General features: G+C 40.3%; 14 protein-coding genes and 1 pseudogene. 6 read left to right on the top strand and 9 right to left on the bottom strand.

What is annotated here, in order from left to right; all coding sequences use genetic code 11:
- Positions 1-15 precede the first annotated feature (15 nt).
- The 3 genes from ACLL8Z_RS02595 to ACLL8Z_RS02585 form a co-directional block, all read right to left on the bottom strand.
- A complete protein-coding gene (locus ACLL8Z_RS02595) occupies positions 16-1,461 on the bottom strand; it encodes a RagB/SusD family nutrient uptake outer membrane protein (RefSeq protein ID WP_411273192.1) in 1,446 nt (481 codons plus the stop codon).
- 21 nt (positions 1,462-1,482) lie between these two features.
- Positions 1,483-4,860 (bottom strand): SusC/RagA family TonB-linked outer membrane protein, encoded by a 3,378-nt coding sequence (locus ACLL8Z_RS02590; RefSeq protein WP_411273191.1) that lies wholly within the window; start codon positions 4,858-4,860, stop codon positions 1,483-1,485.
- Between the two features lie 722 nt (positions 4,861-5,582).
- A complete protein-coding gene (locus ACLL8Z_RS02585) occupies positions 5,583-6,587 on the bottom strand; it encodes an N-acetylmuramoyl-L-alanine amidase family protein (protein ID WP_411273190.1) in 1,005 nt (334 codons plus the stop codon).
- 516 nt (positions 6,588-7,103) lie between these two features.
- Between ACLL8Z_RS02585 and ACLL8Z_RS02580 the strand changes: the two genes are divergently transcribed.
- Positions 7,104-10,181 (top strand): SusC/RagA family TonB-linked outer membrane protein, encoded by a 3,078-nt coding sequence (locus tag ACLL8Z_RS02580; protein ID WP_411273189.1) that lies wholly within the window; start codon positions 7,104-7,106, stop codon positions 10,179-10,181.
- A gap of 22 nt (positions 10,182-10,203) precedes the next feature.
- Positions 10,204-11,811 (top strand): SusD/RagB family nutrient-binding outer membrane lipoprotein, encoded by a 1,608-nt coding sequence (locus tag ACLL8Z_RS02575; RefSeq protein ID WP_411273188.1) that lies wholly within the window; start codon positions 10,204-10,206, stop codon positions 11,809-11,811.
- A 378-nt stretch (positions 11,812-12,189) separates the two neighbouring features.
- Here the strand turns inward: ACLL8Z_RS02575 and ACLL8Z_RS02570 are convergent, their stop codons facing one another.
- The 3 genes from ACLL8Z_RS02570 to ACLL8Z_RS02560 all read right to left on the bottom strand — a co-directional run bounded on the left by ACLL8Z_RS02570 (position 12,190) and on the right by ACLL8Z_RS02560 (position 13,675).
- The gene (locus tag ACLL8Z_RS02570; protein ID WP_411273187.1) at positions 12,190-12,573 is read right to left on the bottom strand and encodes a helix-turn-helix domain-containing protein; all 384 of its coding nucleotides are present in this window, start codon (positions 12,571-12,573) and stop codon (positions 12,190-12,192) included.
- 212 nt (positions 12,574-12,785) lie between these two features.
- Complete coding sequence (locus tag ACLL8Z_RS02565; RefSeq protein WP_411273186.1) at positions 12,786-13,262, bottom strand: nucleotidyltransferase; 477 nt, start codon at positions 13,260-13,262, stop codon at positions 12,786-12,788.
- Positions 13,259-13,675 carry a hypothetical protein gene (locus tag ACLL8Z_RS02560; RefSeq protein ID WP_411273185.1) on the bottom strand — a complete coding sequence of 139 codons (417 nt, stop codon included), beginning with the start codon at positions 13,673-13,675 and terminating at the stop codon, positions 13,259-13,261. The genes ACLL8Z_RS02565 and ACLL8Z_RS02560 overlap by 4 nt, the downstream gene beginning before the upstream one ends.
- 399 nt (positions 13,676-14,074) lie before the next feature.
- Here ACLL8Z_RS02560 and ACLL8Z_RS02555 point away from each other — a divergent pair, with 399 nt between their 5' ends.
- The 4 genes from ACLL8Z_RS02555 to ACLL8Z_RS02540 all read left to right on the top strand — a co-directional run bounded on the left by ACLL8Z_RS02555 (position 14,075) and on the right by ACLL8Z_RS02540 (position 22,400).
- Entirely contained in the window at positions 14,075-15,367 is a 1,293-nt protein-coding gene (locus ACLL8Z_RS02555; RefSeq protein ID WP_411273184.1) for a M20/M25/M40 family metallo-hydrolase, read from the top strand.
- Between the two features lie 439 nt (positions 15,368-15,806).
- Positions 15,807-16,511, top strand: a complete 705-nt coding sequence (locus ACLL8Z_RS02550) for a hypothetical protein (protein WP_411273183.1) — start codon at positions 15,807-15,809, stop codon at positions 16,509-16,511.
- Positions 16,512-17,327: 816 nt separating this feature from the next.
- Positions 17,328-19,658 (top strand): alpha-amylase family protein, encoded by a 2,331-nt coding sequence (locus tag ACLL8Z_RS02545; protein ID WP_411273182.1) that lies wholly within the window; start codon positions 17,328-17,330, stop codon positions 19,656-19,658.
- A gap of 117 nt (positions 19,659-19,775) precedes the next feature.
- Positions 19,776-22,400, top strand: coding sequence for a hypothetical protein (locus tag ACLL8Z_RS02540; RefSeq protein WP_411273181.1), 2,625 nt, complete (start codon positions 19,776-19,778; stop codon positions 22,398-22,400).
- Positions 22,401-22,496: 96 nt separating this feature from the next.
- On the opposite strand, the gene ACLL8Z_RS02535 is transcribed toward ACLL8Z_RS02540, so the two are convergent.
- From ACLL8Z_RS02535 to ACLL8Z_RS02525, 3 genes and pseudogenes are all read right to left on the bottom strand, one after another.
- Entirely contained in the window at positions 22,497-23,210 is a 714-nt protein-coding gene (locus ACLL8Z_RS02535) for a DUF1080 domain-containing protein (protein WP_411273180.1), read from the bottom strand.
- Positions 23,211-23,268: 58 nt separating this feature from the next.
- Positions 23,269-24,135, bottom strand: a complete 867-nt coding sequence (locus ACLL8Z_RS02530) for a sugar phosphate isomerase/epimerase family protein (RefSeq protein ID WP_411273179.1) — start codon at positions 24,133-24,135, stop codon at positions 23,269-23,271.
- Between the two features lie 88 nt (positions 24,136-24,223).
- Positions 24,224-24,646: pseudogene (locus ACLL8Z_RS02525) on the bottom strand (gfo/Idh/MocA family oxidoreductase); the annotation flags it as partial.

Raw genomic sequence — 24,646 nt, 5'->3', positions numbered from 1 at the left:
GTAATTAATCTCAACCTAGTGGCCCGGATTTTGAGTCATAGCTTTATTTACAAGTAACTCACTTAATGGAATTGGCCAGATATAATGTGCATCGGCAGGTGCAATACTTTGAACGGTGCCTTTTGCGGGCAAGGCTTGTCCAAGGCGTAACCTGTCAATGGAACGGAATCCTTCGCCTAACAGTTCAATCCTTCTTTCAATAGCAATCTGGTCTAATAATGACTGTGGAGTTGCAAATCCGGCTACTGTGAATGTGGTAGAAGCATCGGAACGCTGGCGAACCGCATTCAATAAAGCAACCGCCCTTGCATCAACTGTATTGTTCTGACGAACAGTTGCCTCGGCCAAATTTAAAAGAATTTCAGCATAGCGGATGCTGTTTACATAATCAGGATCGATACCGCCATTTTTAGGCCATTTGCGCAAGAAGGTAAGACCAACTGATACCTGGTTAAATACCCGGCGGGCATCGGTAGATTTCCAACCTGCATCAGACACAATTCCAGACGGGTTAAGATAGTAGTCGCCAAGGCCATTCGGAGGAGGGTTGTAATAACTATTCAGGCTCGCCTGTCCTCCCGGTAAATCCAAAGCTGAGTATGCAAACGACAGGATATTTTCTGCAGAAGTGTAAGGTGCAGCAAAAACGCCTGCAATGGTTGGCTCTAATCTGTTTGCAACGCCCGATGTTGCTACGAAAGGTGGAGTGGCCGAAACGATCTTGTCTGCCTCGGTAATAACCTTATCATATTGACGCATACTGAGGTAAACCCTTGTTTTTAACGCTATGGCAGTATTGCGTTGAGCGCGGGTAGTTCTATTATATGCAGTACTATAAGTTAGCGGAAGGTTTGTTTCAGCAAAATCGAGGTCTTTCAGAATCTGTGTGTAAATGGCTGCAACGCTCGACCTTGCGAGGTTACGGTTTTCACCAGTAGTTTCCGCTTTCAGGCGAAGAGGAACTCCATCTTTTGCACCGTTACCATCCCAATATGGGCGGGCATAAAGGGTTAACAAAGAATAGTAGGACAACGCCCTTAAAAAACGGGCTTCGCCTCTGTACTGTTCTTTTAAAGCAGCAGCGATAGGAGCGGTTTCCAGGCCATCTAAAACCACATTGCAACCGTTAATAGCTGAATAAGCGGCACCCCAAAAGCCTCGAACTTCTCTGGAAGAGGAAACCACATTAAAGTTCCAGGTTTCATAAGCCGTAACAAAATTCAAAGTTCTATTCAAAAAATCTTCCCCACGTACGTCATTATAAATCAGGTAACGGCCGGCATAAAAATCGCCGGTTTTAACTTCGGAATACATGCCTAATACTTGCTGTGCAACCCTTTCTGGAGTAGCGAAAGCAACAGCATCTGATATCGCAGTTTGAGGGATTGGCGATAGCAACTCTTTACGGCAGGAGACGAGTGCAACCGTAAACATTGTAAGTATGATTAATTTATTTTTCATAAAAATATTGTCATTTAGGAATTAAAAACCAACGTTAACACCAAAATTTAATGAACGTGCCATAGGAGCAGAATTCCTGTCAACGCCTGGAGAACCGTTTGAATTTCCGTTTGAAGAAATTTCAGGATCAAACCCGCTGTACTTAGTAAAGGTAAAGGCATTTTGGGCCGCAATATAAAGACGAACACTGCTTAAACCAATTTTTTCAAACACCGCATTTGGCATACTGAAACCTAACGCTACGTTCCGGATTTTAACGAAATCCCCTTTTTCAATATTTTCTGAAATTACAAAAGCTCCCCCGACAGAAATATTATCGGCAAATATATAACGTGGAATGTTAGTGATATCTCCGGGCTTCTGCCAGCGGGTCAGCGCCTCTTTAGCGTTATTCCACGGTTGGGTGGCGCGTAATGTGGCCTTGGTCCCATTGTATACATAATTACCGCCGGAGAAATAAGCTAATACGTTCAGGTCAAAACCTTTATATCGGAAAGTATTATCGAATCCTCCAAACCACTTTGGTATAGCGGGGCCAAAAACAACACCATCACTTGCCTGGTTGGCAGGGCGGGGAGCTGGAGTTCCGTCAAGATAGGTCCACCTGAGTGCAGTAGTAGGCGAAGATTGGTCGTATTGAACAGCAGTTCCATCGCGATAATAGAAGATCCTTCTTCCGTTGGCAGGATTAACAGCACCAGTTTTTACAGCATAAAAGCTCCCAATTGATTCACCTACCCGAATTATGCTGGGACTTTCTAATGTGCTGCGGGTTATCATAATATCAGCATTTCCTGTTGCCAGAGCTGTAACTTTATTTATTTGAGTGGTGAAATTCAGGCTGGTATTCCATGTTAAAGCTTTACCGGATAAAACATTGGCATTCAGTGTAAATTCCCAACCTTTATTCCACATACTACCAATGTTGGTAAGGATGGAATTACCCGGGATACCTGCTGAAGGTGATTGTGGGTCGGCAAGAACCATTCCGTCGATATCATTTCTATAATATGCAACTTCGCCGGTGATACGGTTATTCAGCAAGCCAAATGAAAATCCTATATCGGTTTTCTTACTGGTTTCCCAACTTAAGTCTCTGTTCCCGGCCTGTGAGAAAGACAATGCGGCGTTAGACCCGTTTAATCTCGGATTGAAGAAACTATAAAATGCAAAGTCATCAATTCCCTGGTTATTACCTACTTCCCCATAGCTGCCCCGTAGTTTAAAGGTGCTAAGGGTGTTGGCTAGTGCTGACTTTTTAAAGAAATCTTCTTCAGAAACTATCCAACCCATGGATGCGCCTGCGAAATTACCGAACTTTTTACCCGGTGCAAATGCAGAATATCCATCACGACGGGCATTAATTGACAGATAATATTTCTTTTTATAATCATAATTGACACGGGAGAAATAGGATTGAAGAAAGTTTTCACCAAGAAAGTTTCCGGTTGGTACTATGGAACCGAACGCACCCTGGAACACGTTATAGTATGGATCATTAACGATTCGTCTGTCAGCGCCCCAACCATCACTTTTTGAATATTGCTGCTCAGTACCTATTAAAACTCCAAGATTGTGATTTTGCCTGATAGACACATTATAGTTCAGTATGTTTTGCCAGGTAGATCTTTTGTAACGTGCCATAGTATTTGACGCCGCTCCTGCAAGCCCTGCTCCATCGCCGTGCAGAGCATTTCTGAATTCTTTGTTTTCAACCAATAGGTAGTCAATACCATAAACGGTTTTAAAATCCATTCCTTTAATCAGCTTAAAGCCAATAAAGGTATTTGACATAATCCGGTCACTTTCTGAACTAAACTTATTTAGGTCAAGTATCATTTTAACATTAGGGTGTGCTCCTAAAGGAGTTTTATTATTCCCCTGCCCGCTTTCTTGCCCAACAAGATAATTGTACGTGCCATCATTATTAAATGGACCTATGTTAGGTACAAGGCGAAACGCTAAACGGGATGCATTTCCAAATGAAAATGCGTTAAGTACTCCGGTATTCAGACCGTTATTATTGGAATTAGTGTAGTTTAACGACCCACCCACCGTAATACGGTCGTTTACTTTATGATCAAGTGTAAAACGGCCGGTTTTACGGGTAAAATCGTTATTTACCATCATGCCTTCCTGGTTAGTATAACCCGCTGAGAAGAAATATTGGGTTTTATCGCTGGCCCCTGAAATGTTCACATTGTGATTATGAGCAAATCCGGTGCGGAAAACATAATCAGACCAGCGGGTATCAACCAATTTGCCATTTGCATCAGTCATGGTATAAAAACCACGGGTAGTACCATTAGGGGGTGTTCCGGCATTTGTTAAAGCCTCATTTTTGATCATAGTAAATTCTTCAGCATTCAACATTTCGATGAGGTTATAAGCTTTAGTATAGCCAAACCAACTATCGTAATTAACCTTAACCTTCCCGGATTTACCTTTTTTGGTTGTTATCAGCATTACACCGGCAGCCGCTCTTGAGCCATAAATAGCAGCAGCAGAAGCATCTTTAAGAATCTCAATACTTTCAATATCAGTAGGGTTCAGGTCGCTAAGAACGTTGTTGGATGCCATACCACCTACGTCGCCGGTCCAGGAAGGAACTCCGTCAATTACGACAAGAGGAAAAGAACTCAGTGAAATGGAGTTAATACCACGAATTCGGATAACAGGAGGGTTGCCAAGTACACCATTAGGGATAGTTATGTTAACCCCTGCAGCACGACCTGATAATGCCTGGTCGAAACTCTGCATGGGCACATCTTTTATATTAGTACCGGAAATCTGGGAGATGTTACCGGTTACATCTTTTCTCCGTTGCGTACCGTAACCCACCACTACTACTTCGTCCAAACTCTGCACATCTGCTGCCAAAACTACATCAATCACTGCTCTTCCCTTCACCGCAACCTCCTGCGTTACAAACCCAATATAGGTAAATACCAAAACAGGATTGTTCTCTGGAACATCAATGGTATACCTCCCATCCAGATCTGAAGTAACTCCAACTGTGGTTCCTTTAATTTTAATGCTTACCCCCGGCAGGGTTTCGCCTTTACCGTCTGTAATCTGACCCTTTACCAGGATATCAGAACCTGCAATTATGGTTGCATCTTTTAGTTTAATCGATGCCCCATACGCAGCTTCTCCTTTTTCATCACGGATAATACCCGATATAATAATTGGGGGTGCGATCACCTCAGATATTTTTTCACTAGCCAGACTGGTTGAATTTAATTCAAGGAGTATTTTTTTGTAAAGAGGAGTGTGTGTATGTAAATTTTTAGCCGAAGCAGGAAAGCCGCAGAAAAGATTAATAACAGAAAAAAATACGGTGATCTTTGTTAAAAATATTATATAACATTTACCTCTCTCATGTAGAGAATTTTTCATAATTTGAATTCTTAAGTGTTAAAACAATGGATGTATAGATATCATCAGCTGTCCGAAGCCGGGTAGCTTTCATTGTAGATTTTACATTTACTTCCTTCTATCATAAATTTTTCAGGATGGAAGATTTTTTACGTATTTTTCACATCATACACATTGGCTTTAGCGAGTTTTCACATAACATTCATTAAAAGTAATGGCTGGGAAGACTCTGCCCCACCTGATTTTATTTTTTCCTCTTTCTTAGTCGATAATCCTCTAATAAAACCAGAAAATTTTATCTTTTTTAGAACATTATGACTTATTATCAATTTTTATTAGCAATATTCGGATTTTTTTCATAAAAAACACAATATATTTACTGTAAATTAATAATTAATTGAATTTTTAAACACGTATTTCCATAAAATACCAAATAATTCATAGCTGTAAGAGCAAATAATATACACAAAAGGGTCATAAGTCTCTAATTTTGACTTGTAAAACTAAAGCAAAAAATGAAGAATCCGACCAGACGTCAATATTACAAAAGAAAACGATACAGTCGGCAATAAAAAAAAGCGGGAAAGAAGTCAGACATTCCCTTATTTGCTCAAATCATTAAACTCATACTAAGGCATCTGTTGATTAATTGTGTGGATATTTACCACTCGGATAAACGCTATCTGAAACATCTTAAGACACTTATTCAAACGGATTAGAAAATTGTTCGGACAGATATGATGTCATTTCGGATAAAATTCTTTAACACGAATTTCTTCTTGAAGCGCCTCATCTTCTTTGCCTAATTTCCTTAATAATACAACCCTGTATGTATGACATTTAGCTGCAACATATGAGTCGGGGAAAGAACGTGCAGATTGAGTGAACAGGTCATAGGCTTTTTGCAGAGATTCTTTATCCTTACTTTTCATTAATTCCTTTCCTTCTGTATAATCTTGATGCCAGCGTCTTGCTACCGGACTCATCCGTTCTGCTTCCTGTAATGTTGTAAATTGGGGTGGAAATTTAGCACTTGTTTTAGCAAGGATTGGAGGGACTGTTCCCTTAAAGAATTTTTCGATTGCCTTACAGAAAGCTAAGGCCTCATTATAATTATGTTCCCGGGTTTTCAGGCGTTTTTCTTCCCCGGGATTAGTAAACAGAGAGGCTTCTGCAAGCACTCCGGGAATACCATAGCTTCCACGTAATACGGATGATCCTGCCGCGGAGAATATTGTGAAATCTGAAACTACGCTTACCGGTGTTTTGGTCTGATACATATATTTTTGAATGGTTTTTGAAAGATACTTGCTGAATACAACTCCTGCCTGATTCTCTGAAGCAAGTCCATGGTAATAAATGATAGGGAAATTAACTGTAGAATCTGCGGTTGCATTATGATGAATTGACAGAAAAAAATCAGCCCTGTTGTCTATTGCAATTTTTGAACGCTCAGCCAGAGGGACAGGAACATCAGAACTCCTTGTCAGCAGAACCTTAGCACCCTTTTTCTCTAGCATTTCCTTCAGGAGTAAGGCCACCCTGAGGTCTATCCACTCTTCGCGCTCGCCCGAAGCGCTCTGACGATAAGTATCCAGAGCTGCAGAGCCTCCATGCCCCGGATCAATACATATTATCTTTCCTGACAAAGAAGATTGTTCTTTTGAACTTACCTGGGCAGAAATATTCAGAACCGGTAATTGAAATAAGATAATTGAAAGTATGGCTATTGTTTTAATTCTTTGCATGATTTATGGTATGAGCATTTTAATTATTTAGGATATTGCCGGACAAATCTGTCTTACTTTCGATACTTTACTTTTTGTTAATCGTTGAGCATCTGCAGACTGGCTTTACAGCATCCAGATAAACAGGCTAAAGAGACTGCTGAAAATAATATTATTCGTTTTTCGGATTTTTGGAATCATTCGATCAAGGGGGATTTTTTCTATAAATATTGAGTTATCAGCCTGCTATACAAAAGATATTACAGATCTGCTTAGCAGATTATTTTCATGCAAAATACTTTTCTGAATGTTTAATTCATAGCTGTCCGAACAGATCATATACGATGTCAAAATTACAAAAGAAAGCGATTCAGTCAGCCATAAAAAAAGCAGGAAAGAAGTCAGACAGTGTATAAGTTTCACTTCAAATTATTTAAAAAAAAGTGTAACCTTGTAACAAGTCAAAAAATGTAATTGCGCTGCAATTAAAACTCTATTTAATAAGCCGGACTTAAATTACTAACTAATGTATTGTTTATGAAAAAAAAAATACTCATGCTATTTTTGGGCACTTTTTTATTGGCTGCACAGGCTATTGCTCAACAAATAATGGTTTCGGGGAAGGTAACCTCCTCTGAGGATGGTTTTCCCTTACCAGGTGTTTTGGTAAAAATCAAAGGATCTAACACCCTTGTGCAAACCGGCCCCAATGGCACTTATTCTATTAGAGCCAATCCGCAGAATATATTGGTATTTAACTATCTGGGTACTCTTTCTGAGGAAAGAACTATTGGAACATTACGAGTGATTGATGTTGCATTGAAAGCAGATGCCATGAGTTTAAATGAAGTTGTGGTTACCGCTTTTGGTGTAAAACAGGAACTTAGAAGTTTGGGATTTTCAACCCAGAATGTTAAGTCAAAGGAAATTGTAGATTCAAAACAGCCAAATTTGGTAAATGCATTGCAGGGAAAAGTCGCTGGTGTGCAAATTACCAATTCCAGTGGTTCAGCAGGGTCTTCTTCACATATAATGATTCGTGGCGGAAGTTCTTTGAGTGGGAATAATCAACCTTTATTTGTGGTGGATGGTATCCCTATTGATAATTCTACACCGGTAGGTCAGGGTGGTATGGTAGCCGCATCTATAGGTCAGGTTGGTCAGACAGCCTCAACTGCGCCTGCATCGAATAGAGCAATAGATATAAACCCGGAAGATATTGAGAGTGTAACGGTATTGAAAGGACCAGCTGCAGCTGCATTATATGGCATTCGTGCTGCATCCGGAGCAATTGTAATCACAACTAAAAAAGGTACCGGAGGCGCAGCGAAAATTTCCTATCAGAATAATTTCTCAGTTGATAATGTAAATAAACTTCCTACAATACAAGGGAAGTTTAAACAAGGAGAACAGGGTGTTTTTAATGCAACAGCATCAGACTCATGGGGACCGGAGTTTTCCTCCAGTGATCAGATTTATGATAATCTTGGTAACTTCTTCAAAAATGCATTTACTCAAAGCCATGATTTGTCTGTAAGTGGAAGCTCTGAACAGACCAGGTATTATACTTCTGCCTCGATATTTGACCAGGGTTCAATTGTGGATAATTCGGATTTTAAAAGGAAGTCGTTCAGGTTAAATGCTGATACTAAAATAGGGGAAAAGCTTACAGTAGGCGGCTCAGCAAATTATGTACGTTCAGACAGAAATTATGTTCCTCAGGGAAGTGCTAATGGTGTAATGGGCGCTTTATTCTGGCCTCGCAATGATGATATGAAAAATTATCTTAATGCTAATGGCACACAAAGAATTTTCAACCCAGCCGACAATGATAATCCGTATTGGACGATCAGGAATAAACCACTAATTAACAACATAAACCGGATTATTGCGATAGGTAATATTGATTATAATCCTTACAGCTTTTTGAATATCACTTATCGGTTAGGAACAGATTATTTCGGTGAAACCTTCAAGTCAATAAGAATGCCGGGCACACTGGAGACTTCTGCTATCAGAGGTGCAATTGCACAATCTACCGGTAATAATCAGATTACAACCTCTACTGTTATTGTAACTGGAAAAAAGACCATTGCTAAAGACTTTAAATTTAGTCTTGCACTGGGACAAAACTTAGAGAGTGCGACCAACCAAACCACAACCTCTTCAGCAATCAGGTTTATCGATCCAACATTCCCAAGTATCAATAATACTGTAGCTGCTGACCGTACAGTTTCAGAGAACTTAAACCGCAGAAGGATTTTCGGGTTGTTTGGGGATTTTGCAGTTGATTGGAAAAGTATTGCATATCTTAATCTCAGGGCGAGAAATGATTGGTCTTCTACTTTACCAGTTACAGATAACTCGTTCTTTTATCCGTCTGTAAGCGGGGCTGTGATATTTACAGATCTGTTAAAAGAATGGGGGATGAAATCTAATGATAACACATTCTCTTATGGTAAGATCAGAGCTGCATATTCTGAAGTTGGAAAGGATGCACCTCCACATGTAACGTCCACTTCACTCGGATCAGTGACCAATACTTTTACAATCAATCCAAGAGGATTTATTACAAATGCAAATAATCCTTTTGGCAACCCAACTCTGGTACCGGAATTTACAAGGGCCTTTGAAATAGGTACGGATTTAAGGTTTATTAAAAACCGTTTTGGAATAGATCTTACCTATTATAAAAGTAAATCAAGTAACCAGATCCTTGCAACCAGGGTGCCTCCGTCAGCAGGAGCCTTCCTGACCTATTTAAACGGAGGGTCTATTAAAAACGAAGGGGTAGAGATTGTATTCAATGCACAAGCTATCGTAAATCCAAATTTCAAATGGTCAATAGATGTCAATTTTGCCCGCAATACCTCTATCGTAAAAGCGTTGCCGGGTACCTTAAATCGGATAGAACTGTCTGATGCATCGGTTGTAGGAAATGTTGCGCAAGCTGCAGCTTTTTTAAATGGAAGTTTATTTGGGATAAATGGTAATGTTTGGAAGCGGAATGCAAACAACGAGCTATTATTAGGTAATGATGGTTATCCTCAGGTTCAAACAGCCTTGACCAATATTGGAGATAGAAATCCTGATTTTAACTCGGGGATTACAAATACCTTTACTTACAAGAATCTAAATCTTGCCTTTATGGTTGATGTACGCATAGGTGGTAAGGTGTTTAATGCTTCTGAGAATTCCTTAGTGCGTTCCGGATTAAGTCTGAAAACCCTTGACCGTGGTAACAGAGTATTTGATGGAATAATTGAGTCTACGGGCATGAAAAATACGATCTCTGTGCCATTAAACCAGAATTATTATCAGTCCATATACGCCAACCAGGGGTATGATTTTGTTGAGGATGGAGGCTGGTACAGACTTCGTTATGTCACCTTAAGCTATAATATGCCTGTCAAATTTCTTGATATCATGAAAGTTAAAAGTTTGTCCTTTACTGCAACCGGCCGCAATTTGATCCTGATTACTAATTATTCAGGTGTGGATCCGGAAGTTTCGGGAAGCGGCGCCGGTGTAGGTGGTTCAGGGTCGTTTGGTTTTGATAATTTAGGTGTACCGGCTACCCGCGGTGTAGATTTAGGTTTAAGATTAACCTTTTAACAGACAATTGATTATGAAACGGATGATAAATATATATAAAGGAATTACTTACCTGGTTTTAGGAACAGTGTTGCTCAACACATCCTGCAAAAAGTACTTAGATGTAAATAAGGATCCTAATAATCCTTCTAAAATTTCGGCAGCCAGTCGTTTAGTTGGGGCGATCACGACTTCTAATGGCTCTGCATTATGGAGAGGAAGTCGCGAGGTGACAGGCTTAACCCAATATGGTGTAACAAAACTTACAACAGGAGCCAATCTTAATGCCGAAACCTGGCGCTTTACTTCGGCGTATTTCCTATGGCAAAATGCGTATGTGTTTACTATGCCTAACTGTGTGGATCTAATTATCCTGGGAGAAGAAGAAGGAAGTCCGCATTTTATCGGCGCAGGTAAAACTTTGCTGGCCATGAACTTTGGTCTCCTAACAGATCAGTACGGGTCAATAGTAGTAGATGATTTTTACGATGGTAAATCACAACTCAATTTAAATCCTAGGATGCAGGATCAGGAAACTGTGTACAAGCGTATTGATAAGCTGCTTGATGAAGCAATTGTGGCGTTCAATAGTACGTCTAATAAAACAGCACTGAATGCTAATGGAGGAGATATCTTATTTCAAGGCGACATAAGCAAATGGAAACGATTTGCATGGGCTTTAAAAGCCCGTTACCTTAATCATCTTTCTAAAAAGGCTACACTTTATAGTCCGGCCAAGATTATTGAAGCGTGTAATAATGCATTTAATACCGATGGTATGGATGCTGAGTTCCCTTATTTATCAGGCGGCATGGAAACAGACCAGAATCCCTGGTTTAGCTGGGGTGGTTTTGTTCTTCCAGCAGGGGTTACTGATCCAAACAGTAATTTGTTTAACCCGAGATATTTTGCATGGAGCCAATTTTTTGTCAATATGCTAACAACACTGCCTGTAACAAATACTAATTTTGCGGATCCGCGAATCAGCAAGATCATGAAGCCTGCGCTATCAGATGGCCAGTATAGAGGATTAATATCCGGAGGAGGATTGGTTGGAGGTCAGGGGACCCTCGCAAACGGGCAGCCGGGTGATTCTAAAAAGACAAATGGAAATGATTATGGCAGATTTAGTAACAGTGGGTTTTATACGAGTGAAAAATCTCCTATCCCGTTTATAACCTATTCTGAGGTAAAATTAATTGAAGCAGAAGCCAAATTGAGAAGTAACGATTTTACAGGAGCTTCGCTTGCCTATGAAGCTGGCGTAAAAGCTAATATGCGTAAGCTGGGAGTCAGCCAGTCAGATATTAATGTGTATTGGCTAGCTCAGCTCGCAGATGGCCTGAATGCGCACTTTGGCAATTTGACACAAGGACTGAGTCATATTATGAGACAGAAATATATTACTTTGTGTTTGAACCCTGAAACCTGGGTAGATATGCGCAGAACTGATTTTAGTCAGGCAATTTACGGGCCATCACTGGTACGTCCGCTAAATTTAAATACAGTAATATTTGATGCCAATAACCCAACTCAATGGATCAGAGGAATGGTTTATGAAGGTAATGAGCAAACGCGTAATCCTGCAGCAGTAGGGGATAATTCAGAAAAATTCCGCTTACTAACTCCTTTATGGTGGGATAAGAATTAATATGATTTGATCAGGGGAGGCATATAAAGCTTCCCTTTCTTGTTTCAAAAGACATTCCATTCCAAAAGCGTTACCGAAATCCCGCCATAATTCTTCACATAACTCATGTATCCGTCGGTAGAGGAATCATGGTTGACCATTTTACTTGAATGGCTATTTTAAGAGGTATTAAGTGCAGTTTACCAATGTTGGTATACACTTAAAATACCCAGGTCGCCGTGACGCACCCCGGAAACCGGCAATAAGACCGGACTTTCACCGGATCGCCTGGGTGTATTGTTAAAGGATCAATTGCGATCATCTAACCATTTGCCAGAACGAAAGTAAAAATCAGGCGCCTTACCTGTGCTGTTTGAATTAACGGTAGTTCTTATTTATTTAACGGGAATTAACCTTCTCAAGACCTGTCGTGTCAGGCATGTTATGGTCCACGTATATCTGCTCCATCCAATCCAAAAATCTGTAGCGCAAAGACTTGAACCACAATAACAGCTTATTTAACTGTCTGTGATATTGCGGTTTCGAAGACTTCTGATGATAGTAGAATACCTCGCCAAATCTCAGGAAATCTTCAAGCTCTACAATGCGGGTTCCGGCTTCCATTTTCAAGTATTGGGTCAGCGAATAGCCAGCCTGTTCGGCCATAAATTCCGCTGACAGGCCGAGTTGCTCCCGCCCGTCAACGATTCGCTCAACAATTAAATGCTGGTCATCCCGCCATTGTTCGGGGGTGTAGGCTAAGATTTCTTTGACCGGAACCATTTTATCAAGCGGTAAATTCCGTAAACAACAGGGCTCAGTAACAGCAATACGGCAAAAAACGATTTGACGGGTGATGGATCCGGCTTCCCTTGATCCCCATGAACTAGTATCTGTTCAAACCCCTATAGGGCCCTCCGTGGTAAAAAGCCGCTTGAGTTATATGAGTATTCCGTTTGGAAATGGGTCTGGAGACTGCGACAAATTATGCTCCATCACTTTTTCCGGGTTCGCTGACCGGACTGCAGTTTCTGAATTTCCTTAATGTCCGCAAGGTCCTGCTTTCTTCCAGACGCCTGTTTGTTAACCAGGAAATCATCAAGGCCGATATAGTTAAGGACAAGATCATCTTCCAATTGAATTTTTTGCATACCCATAGAGGCTTCACTGAATGTAACTCCATCTATGCTATTTAATATATCTATGCGTAATGGCGGATAACCAATTTGGCTGATAAAACCGGGTTTGAGAAAGTCTTCCTCTACCAGTCCAAGGGATTCCATCCCAAATTCCTTTAGCACCTTTACCACTTTAGCCGCGTTGTCCTGAGATACTTCAATCCAGATATCCAAATCACCTGTATGCCGTGGTTTGCCATGAAGTGCAAGTGCGTAGCCGCCAACTACCATATATGCGACGTTATATTTACTCAGCAAACTCACAAAATCTTCGAAATCCTGTTCTAAGATCATGGTTTCAATCTTCTTTTTATAATACTGGTCTTATCCATTATCTGTCCCTTCGTAAGAGACTGCCTTACAAGGAAAGTAACCGCAGCCAAACGTTCAACAGGTGTCTTATCCAGCCAATAGTTTACGTCGCGTGCGTGATCATTTGCTTCTTTAAGTGCTACTTTTCTAACTACGGCAGTTATTTTTCGTGCCGGGACTTTAGGCTGCGAAAATATATTTTTACGTTCTACCCGCACGTTCTCAGTTTCGTACGGCACTTTTGCTTTACTAAGATAATTGCTCAGCGTATTATAATTGTAGTCCTGATAACTAAGGCAAAAGTTTTTTAGGCTCGAAAAAATCTCAATAGCGTTTGCAGGATGGTTTTTCCAATAAGCCACTATTACACGCTTGTTTTGATTTTTGCTTTGCATTATGTAATATAACAAATATAAGGCTAATATTGGTCATTTGATAACCAAATCCTTAAGCCGAGTTTCCTTGTTGTGCCAAATGCTGAATTTCTTTGACTGGTTAACAGATGTGGGTTTCGATCCCAGGAATCGCAGCATAACTGTATAATATTATCTGATCAGTTTATCCGCGCAGTATCTTTTTGTAAAGCTTTTTCAGGACGAGACACTATTTCTTCTCCTTTACTTAGTAATAATATTGAACCAGACCCAGCTTTATTTTTTTCTATGTGTCCCGTACAATCTGTAGCCGGGATAACTAAATATTTTCTACTTTAAGTCAGGTAAATAATTACGATATCTTTACAATTGCTTTTAAAAGAATTTAATTTGATTTTCCAATACCAAACCTTACCATTCATGCAAAAAATTCCATTATTATTTTTGATTCTTTTACTATCAGCTAACCTGATTGCACAGGATGAAAAAACGACAACTTCCCAGGTTTCTTACAAAAAAGAAATAGATAAGCTGGCCGCACATAAAAAAATTCAAAGCGCATTTAAGATTATCCAGGAACTGGAGCCCGCGACCATGAAAGAGTTAATTGAACTTACACAGATTCCGGCCCCTCCGTTTGAAGAACAAAAAAGAGCTGAACGTTACAAACAAATGCTCCAGGCGGCAGCCATTGATTCAATCTGGATTGATGAAGTGGGCAACGTGGTGGCTTTGCGAAAAGGAACAGGAAATGGAAAAACAATTGTGCTTGAAGCACATCTGGATACGGTATTTCCCAGGGAAACTGATGTAACTGTAAAAATTAAAGGTGACACGTTGTTTGCCCCTGGAGTTGGTGACGATACCAGAGGTTTGAGTATGGTTTTGACAGTTTTAAAAGCGATGAATAAAGCAGAAATAAAAACAGCGTCTGATATTTTATTTGTCGGGGTGGTTGGTGAAGAAGGTTTGGGAGATCTGCGTGGAGTGAAACATTTGTTTAAAAAAAATAATCCAAAGATTGATACCTATATCGCCATTGATGGTGGAGATATAGGTCGTATCAACACTATGGGATTGGGATCACTACGATACAAGGTTACGTTTAAGGGTCCGGGTGGTCATTCATGGGGAGCATTTGGTTTGGCCAATCCGCACCATGCCATGGGAAAGGCCATTGATTATTTTAATCAGGCTGCTGCGTTATATGTAACTGGCGGACCCAAAACCACTTACAATGTAGGTCGCATTGGTGGGGGTACTTCTGTAAACTCCATTCCTTTCGAAACATGGATTGAAGTGGATATGCGTTCAGAAAGTCCGGAGAAATTAAAAGGAGTGGAGAAAATATTTCTGGAACAAATGCATAAAGCATTGACTGATTATAATGCCACAGTAAAAAAAGGAGCTAAACTAACAACTGATATTGAAAAAATTGGCGAACGACCTTCTGGAGAATTAGCAGAAACTTTGCCCTTGATACAAAGAGCCCTGGCCGCAACGGAATATTTTAAAGTTAAGCCATTTCTTACCCGTGGTTCAACCAATTCCAATATTCCCATTGCAATGGGAGTGCCGGCCATTACCATCGGTCGTGGTGGAAAAGGCGGCAGTGCCCATTCCCTGGACGAGTGGTGGATGAATGATAGAGGTGCTGAAGCTATAAAACTTGCTTTATTAATTCTGGTAGCCGAAGCCGGACTTTCTAATTAATTTTTTAAAAACATTTAACTGACTGGTGGGGGTTCTTTATACAAGTAAGGAAATTGAGTTTGCTAAAAAAATCAATCCTCATTTACTTTCTCTTATCCTGCCATTGAAACAGCAGGAACTGTCAAGCCATTAAAATCGATAGGAAATTCCGGCGGAGGTTCTACGGATGTTGGAGATGTTAGTTATGCTGTTCCTAGTGTCGGATTGAATGCTGCAAGTTGAGTACCCGGTACGCCTGCTCACAGCTGGCAGGCAGTTGCCTGTTGTTTTTAAGTTTTAATCTGTTGAATTTCTTACTTATCATCCCGGATGAAATTTTAAAAAAAGATATAAAAATTCATGTTGTCTTCATCTTGGGGTATGATGTTCGCGTATAATATGACATCTACCAAATGTAAATATATACCGCATAAACAAATTAAACCCTAAAAAAAAGACAATGAAAAATTTTATTACGTTTGGAATGACAGTGCTTAGTACAGTGCTGATTCTATCATCATGTGAAAAAGATGACTCTTCTGGAAGCGGTAAACTCTCTTACCGGGTTAAACCAGCTAACTTTACAGCATCAATTGGTTCATCTGGATCAGGTAGCGGTTTAATTGTTGGCATTAATTCAAATTCAAGTATAACCTGGACTTCCGGATCTTTATACATTAGTGAAATTGATTTTGAAGCGAAAAGTAAGAATAGAGAGATTGAATATGAGCTTAAACAGCCTGTAACTGTTGATTTATTTAACCTAAGTCCATTGTTGGGAAGCATTACTATACCAGATGGTACATATGATGAAGTAGAATTAAAACTGGAATTGAAAAAGTCCGCTTCTTCTAATATTCCACTTACTTTGAAAGGCACTTATACCGATGGTAGTGGCGCTAAAATCCCCGTTGAATTTTACTTGAATGAAGATTTTGAAGTAGAAGTAGAAGCTGAAGACCTGGTTGTTAAAGGAACCAATGATTATATAGGCTTAATTAATGTTCAGCTTAACAAGTTTTTGACCAACGTTATTTCGACTGATTTGAGCAGTGCTTCTAAGACTAACGGGGTAATTGTAATCTCAAATACTTCGAATTCCAATCTTTACGCTAAGTTAAAGGCAAACTTGAATGCTTTCGCGGATTGTGATTTTGATGATTAATTAATCGGTAAACTTTTTAAAAAAGAGGCTGTGTGGAAATGCAGCCTCTTTTTTTATGCTAAAAATTCAATATCGGGAAAGCTTACACTTTTCCCAAACCAATTCCGAGCTATTCTATATCCAAGATCTTCTCAGTTAACTAACCTAATTCTCCGTAAAAGTCAACCTAAAGTGGGAATTGTCAGGGATGAGATGGGGCAATTAAAATTCCTTTGTGACGATTTTATATATAGGGAATAGCATAAAGACTGGCTCCGGGAACTTTAAGAGGCTAAATGAATCTGCCTGACAAAATGGGATCACTGGTTCCAACCTGAAAGACCCATTTGCCCATGCGCAATTCTTTAAAAACACCGCAATTAAAGGTGAAAAAATGCGGGCCCCCGACTTTGCCAAGACGCAGAGGGCAAAAGCGGCTTAAGAAGCATGAATGGTTAACCGACTGAAAACCTTTTTTATTTTCTTCTCCACAGATGCTCATGCTCCAAACCTTGAACTAGAAGGTATGATATAAACCTTACTCTTAAAATTAAAAAAAACCGGCAATATCGTAGATTGCCAGCTTTTGAATATCAAATTTTGTTTGTTAAGAACCGGCCAGGCACATATGTAATGAAGGCTTACCGAATGGCCTATATATGACAGTTTTTCCTTTACCTTTAAGTCAGGTTCAATTAGTAAATAATCCTGCAATATTTCCTTAAAACCCCGGCATATGAATAATCATCACTTTTTAAATTTTTAGTGATAAAAGTATTTTTGGAATTAAAAAGCATAACATCAACACTAGCATGTGTAATCTGAAATCTGAAAAAAATGAGCAATTCAAAATCTAAAGATCCTGGCAATAACCTCCAAAACACAGATAATAGCCGCCGTTCTTTCCTGATGAAAGCGACAGCTGCAACTATAACTCTTGCTGGTGTTAATTTCTTAACCTTAGCGGAAGATAGTTCTGTAATCGATAAGGAACTTCAAGCGCAAATTCCGTGGTATCGACGCGTGACGCGCTGGGGTCAGACCAACATTACTGAAAAGGATCCGATTATTTACGATATTGGCTGGTGGCGTAATCACTGGAAAAACACTCAGACACAAGGCGTAGTAGTTAATGCAGGTGGAATAGTGGCGTATTATCCGACCAAAATTCCACTTCATTATAAAGCCAAATATCTCCAGGGTCGTGACCTTTTTGGTGATTTATGTCGTGCCGCCCATGAAGATGGGCTAGTGGTGTTTGCCCGCATGGATTCAAACCGGGCGAACGAAGAGTTTTACAAAGCTCACCCTGATTGGTTTGCCATCGATGCAGTTGGCAAACCTTACAGGGCAGGCGACCTTTATATTACCTGCGTCAATAGCCCCTACTATAACGAACACATCCCGGCTATCCTAACCGAGATCGCGAATTTATATCATCCGGAAGGATTTACCGATAACAGCTGGAGTGGATTGGGTCGTGATTCAATATGTTATTGTGAGAATTGCAAAAAGAGTTTCCAAACGAAAACAGGTAAGGAAATACCAAGGGTAAAGAATTGGGATGATTCGGTTTACCGCCAATGGATCAGATGGAATTACGACCGGAGATTGGAAATATGGGATTTGAATAACCGTACTACTAAAGCAGCTGGTGGACCGGATTGCACCTGGTCAGGTATGAATAGTGGCTCAATCAGTGGACAAGCCAGGAGTTTTCGCGACACAAAAGAGATATGTCGACGGGCTGATATCATTATGCTTGATCATCAGGCCCGTAGTGATGAAGGTGGTTTTCAGCATATTACGGATATAGGAAAAGTAATTCATGGGGTATTAGGCTGGGATAAGTTAATACCAGACAGTATGGCGATGTACCAACAAGGTAGACCTCAGTTCCGTGTGGCAAGTAAACCAGTCCAGGAGGCTCATATGTGGATGATAGAAGGTTTTGCCGGTGGTATCCAACCCTGGTGGCATCATGTAGCTGCTTACCATGAAGATCGTCGGATGTACCACACGGCAGAACCTATATATAGGTGGTATAAGGCAAATGAAGAATTCCTGATTAACCGTAACCCGATAGGAACAATCGGAGTTGTTTGGTCACAGGATAATACGGATTACTATGGTCGTGATGAGGCTGAATTGTTGGTAGAACTCCCCTGGCGAGGTATTACTCAGGCGTTAATCCGTGCCCGGATACCCTATCAGCCGGTTCACGCTGATCACATCGATCGCGATGCTTCAAAATTTAGTTTACTGGTGTTGCCAAATATTGGGAGTATGTCAGTTAATCAGGTAGCAAGTGTTAAGCGGTTCGTCGGGCGTGGTGGAAATTTGATTGCAACTGGCGAAAGCAGTTTGTACAATGAAGCCGGAGAATTACTTAAAGATTATGCTCTCAGCGATTTATTTGGGGCCCATTTGGTTTCGCAAACTAATAAAAAAGACATAGCAGTAATGAAAGGTACTGTTCACTCATACCTTCGGTTAACTCCGGAGATGCGAAGCAAGGTATACGGACCTCAAACAGGTACCGAACCTGCTATTGTGGGAGAACGCCATCCTGTATTAAAAGGTTTTGAAGAGACGGACATACTCCCATTCGGTGGAGTACTGAAGCCTGTCAGAACTGACTCTGGGGCAAAGGTAATCATGACTTTTATTCCGGAGTTTCCTATCTATCCCCCTGAGACGGCATGGATGAGGGAACCAAAAACGGATATACAGGGTCTGATTCTTAACACAACAACAGGTGGTAGTCGTATCGCTTTTATGCCCGCTGATATCGACAGACAGTTTGCCCGTTATAATCTTCCGGATCATGGTAATCTGCTGGCAAACCTTATCCGCTGGACGTCAAAAGATAATATCCCCCTGGCTGTGGAGGGCGCAGGGATGATTGATTGTAACATTTACCATCAGCCTGGTCGTCTGATTTTACATATGACTAACCTTACCAACTCAGGAACCTGGCGCCAACCCATAGAAGAATATATTGCTATCGGACCGATTTCTGTTAGAATCAAGCTTTCAGAAGATGTAAAAGGTAAAAATCTGAACTTGTTAGTATCCGGTCAGAAAATTTCTGCCCTTGTAAAAGATGGTTGGTGCCAATTCAAAATCAATTCAATTTTGAACCATGAGGTCATAGTAATATCCTAAAATAACATTCATCATTTGTTGGAGACTATACTGCATTGAGGAAAATTGCCCGGTTTAATCTGACAGGCAATTTCATAATATCATGTAAGATTATAACAATTTCTAAATTATTTTAAGATGAAAAGCAAACTTCCTATTATAAAAGGACTAATTCTGATGCCTCTATCATTTCTTCTGATAGCTACGTTAAATTGTTATGCAGGCAACGAAAATCCAGTGTTTTCCATTGTAACCGACAAAGCGCCTGGAGTTTCCGTTTCTCATGGTCTTACTAAACTAACGGATGCATTGCAGGCGAAAAATATCTCTTTTGAAAAAGTTGGATCAATGAGTGAAGCCCGGGGAAATTCAGTCATTGTAACAGGTTTGGCATCTGGAAAGGGTGCGGCTGCGCAGATGTTGAAAGCTGGAAGCCGCGCTGTACCCGAAGTATCAGAGGCCTTAACAATATGGAAGACAGATTGGCAAAAGAAACCGGTTTGGGTGATCAGTGGTTTTGATGACCGGGGCCTTATGTATGGCTTGTTAGACGTCGCTAATCGCATAAGCTGGAGTGCCGACGGGAAATCTCCGATGAGTGAAGTGAAAGAAATCACGGAGAAACCAGATGTAAGCGAACGTGCAGTTTCTATTTACACTATGAACCGGGCATATTGGGAAAGCAGGTTTTACGATGAAGCCTATTGGGCACGATACCTGGATATGTTGGCACAAAACCGTTTTAACAGTTTAGTGGTAATTTTCGGGTACGAGAACGGGGGCTTTCTGGCGCCTGCTTATCCTTATTTCTTTGATGTAGAAGAATTCCCTGACGTGCAAATGGTAGGCATCACAGCACAGGAACAGCAGCGTAATCTGGCAGCATTCAATAATTTGATTAAAATGGCACATGATAGGGGGATCAAATTTACGGCAGGTATTTGGGACCACATTTATCGGGGAGGTGTTCAGGGAGGCGGCATCCCCGGAACGAAAGATGCACCTAACCAACCTGTACACGGCTTGGTATGGGGTGTGACAGGCGATAATCTTACCTCTTACAATAAAACTGCCCTGGCTAAATTCATCAAGCTTGTCCCTGACCTGGATGCCATACAATTCCGCATGCACAATGAATCCGGCCTGAAACATGACGAACAGGATACTTTTTGGTTAGACGTTTTCCGGATGGTAAAAGAGACTGCCCCCAATCTGCGCCTCGACCTGCGTGCTAAAGAGTTACCAGAATCGGTAATTCAAAGCGCTGTAGATGTGGGGGTGAATTTCAGAATAACGACCAAATATTGGATGGAACAGATGGGAATGCCTTATCATCCAACCAGGACTAATCCTGAAAAGAGTCCTATTCGCCACAGTTATGCCTATCTGCTTCGTTATCCGCAACGCTACAAAATGCACTGGAGGCTTTGGAGTGGTGGTACAACCCGAATACTTTTATGGGGGGATCCGGAATATGCCCGTCGCTTTGCAGAAAGCACTCACCTTTATGATGGTGATGGTTTTGAAGTCAATGAACCGCTTGCTACAAAAATGGAAGCCCAACCGCATGATGCTCTGCCATTTGATCTGTTAAAGCCTCAGTATCGTTACTACGATTGGGAGTTTGAGCGCTATTGGCATTTCTTCCAGGTTTTTGGCCGGATAGGCTATAATCCCGAAACATCTCCCGAGGTATGGCAAAAAGAATTTGAAATACGGTTTGGAAAAAAAACTGCTCCATTTATTGAAACAGCTCTTCATAAGGCCAGCTGGATACTGCCACGCATTGTAACCTCAGTCTATCCTTATAGCGGCTTCCCCACAACCCGGGGTTGGGCTGAAAAGCAACGGCTTGGAGATTTACCTGCTTATGCCAAAAACGAAGGAAGTGACATCCAGCAATTCGCCAATTTCGATGAAGAAGCTCAATTACTCATAGAAGGCGGAGAAATGACAAAGATTCTGCCTTCAACGAATAGCCTATGGTTTGAGCAGACTTCAGCGGATATTAACAAATTAATTACCGAAGCCGAAAAAGCCATAGGAAATAACCGGAACAAAGAATTCATTTCTACCATTACAGACCTTAAAATTCTGTCTAACCTGGCGCTTTATCATTCAAGAAGAATACCTGCAGCTGTGAGCTATCGCCTATTTGAACGCACCCAGGACGTATCTGCACTTGAAGATGCAATTGCATATGAACGCAAAGCAATTGAAGCGTGGCGACAAATTGTGGCTGCAGCTGGCGATGTTTATGCTGATGATTTAATGATGGGCGTCTGTATTGCAAATCTTTGTGGGCACTGGAGAGACGAACTTGTTTCCTTAGAAAAAGGACTTGTAAGCCTGGAGCAGAGACGACATAACTTCAAAGCTGAAGGTACTGTGAAAACTGCACCAGATTATAAACCTGTAACCAATGCAAACTACGATAAACTATTTCAAATTACACATCAACCTGTTACCAGTGTTCCCATTGGAAATCCACTTACAGTCAGTGTGAAAATAAGCGTTCCTGAGGGTGTCAAATGGGTGCGCTTGCGCTACCGCAATATAAATCAGGAAATGGATTACCAGATATTGCCAATGCGTCCAACAGGAGAAAAAGATTCGTACCAGGTGATTGTTCCTTCCGAACAAATCAATCCTAAATGGGATTTAATGTACTTCATCGAGGTCTTAGACAATAAGGGCAATGGAAGAATATATCCCGATTTGAACAAGGAAACGCCGTATATATTTGTAAAAATAATTAGATAATTAAAAATTTTACCGTTCTGTTTTTGACAGGATAAGTCTTTAGAGGCGCGCCCTGAAAATAGTCTAGTATGGCATTCAGGGCATGTATCAGGTGCCTCAATCCTTTGATAAAGATTTAATTTTTATACTGCGAAAAGCAATAGGGGTTCCCTCATTTTGCAGAAGAATGTGTCCCTTTGTTGCCATTCCAAAATTTTCCATGGTCTTATATTTACTATCTTCTACTAAAGTTTTAAAACCTGATATACTTCTATCATATTCTACTACTCTACTGCCATTCAGCCAATGTTCTATATGATTTCCATTCACAATTATTTTTGCAATATTCCACTTATTTAAAGGAACAATTTCTTTTTTATTGGCAGGTATTAAATCATATAACGATGCCAATGAGCGATATACTCCACGTTCCGGATACTTAAAATTTACCTCATCAAGTATTTGATACTCTAATCCAAGGTAGGCGCCTTTTTGACCAGGATAATTGTTGGTTACCAAATACTTAATACCACTATTTGTAGCTTTTGAAATTTTAAATTCGACAGACAGTTCAAAATTCTCAAACTGATCCGTGGTGATAATGTCTTTTTGCCCTCCATTATTAAAAACTTGAGCCATTAATTCGCCACCTTTAATAGTCCAGCCATCATTTGCTAATTTTTGCCAGCCATGAAAAGTTTTTCCATCAAAGAGTAAGCGCCATTTATTTTGTTTTTCGCTCTTTGTTAGAACATTAGGTTTCTGAGCAACTGCTGCAGTAGCTGTAATGCTTAATATGATAGCTGTAAAATAAAATATATATCTGTACATAAATTAATAAGAGTTATCGAAAATATTCATTGAAACATACTTCACTACCCAACGCTTTCTATTTTTTTAAAGTTTGCAAATACGCGATACTTTTAGGAACCTGAACATCTACATGACTACTTTCATCTTCAATATAATAATGCCGGACGCCAGCTTTTTTTGCTGCTTTTATTACGGCAGGAATATTAATCTGTCCGGTCCCAAGTACAACATCATTTTCAGGCGACGTTCCCCCAGACAAATTACCGGTTACACCCTTTCGTAGATCTTTTAGATGCATAAGTTTAAAACGTTTCCCATACTTATTTAATAATTGAACAGGGTCATGACCTGGAAAAAACGCCCATAATATATCCAATTCAAAACTCACATATTTTGGATTGGTTTTTTGCATTAGTAAATCATATAAAGTTCCATCCTGGTAAGGTTCAAATTCAAATCCATGATTGTGATAAACAAAAGTTAATCCGTGCTCCTCTTTAAGGATTTTCCCAACACGGTTAAAGTCATCAATTGCGCGTTCAGCTTCTTCCTTTGTGAATGCAGATTTATGGGGGATACCAGCAACCCGTACGTAATCAGCTCCGAGTATTTTAGCCTTTTCTGCCACTTCGGCTGTCTTATTAACCAGATCATTATAACTTACCCCAAATGATGAACACTTAATGTCCCTCTGATCAATTAAGGTTCTTAACTCAGATGCCGTTTTTCCAAACAGATTGGAAAATTCCATATCTCTGATCCCAATAGATTTAATCTTATCGAGGGTGGAAGGTACATCCTTTTCAAAATCTTTACGGTAAGTATAGGAAACCAACCCCGGTTTTCCCGGGAAAAGCATCGCCTTGCTTTGTGCGTATACATTGCCAAATCCTATCGACAGAATCACAGCGAAAATGAGAGAATTGAACCTTTGTAAAGCCATGGATAAAATGATTAAATATTAAAAAGATTAAAATTTGGTTGTTTAATTAGCCGCAGAAATATGATACTCCTAAATATTTAATCTCTGCTTAAACTTTAGGTTCCCAGCCTTTATGATATTCACGCCCCCATAATTTTTGGCCTTCTTTATCATCAAGAATATGACCGTTTTTAGGGTCGATTTTCAAATCACGGCCTAAGCGCCAGGAAATATTTCCTAACTGCATGGCAACACAACTCTTATGGCCTGATTCAACATCACAGTTAGGACGACGATTCGTCCGGATGGCGTCCAGAAAGTCTATCACGTGAAGACTGTCCAATCCTAAACTTGGGCTTGCAGTATTGCGTCCATCAATACCTTCTTCTTTCATAAGAGATTTAACCTCGTTTATCAATTTGCCGGAAAGATCATAAACTTTATACTCATCTCCCCCGGTGTCCAGGCTTCCATTCTCCCCATAGAAAATAACACCACGGTCTGCACCCTCAATCTTTCTTCCATTTGAACT

Origin of the sequence: Daejeonella sp., assembly GCF_046590655.1 — a bacterium.
Taxonomy (GTDB): Bacteria; Bacteroidota; Bacteroidia; order Sphingobacteriales; family Sphingobacteriaceae; genus Daejeonella.
This window is presented reverse-complemented; position numbering and strand designations above follow the sequence as displayed.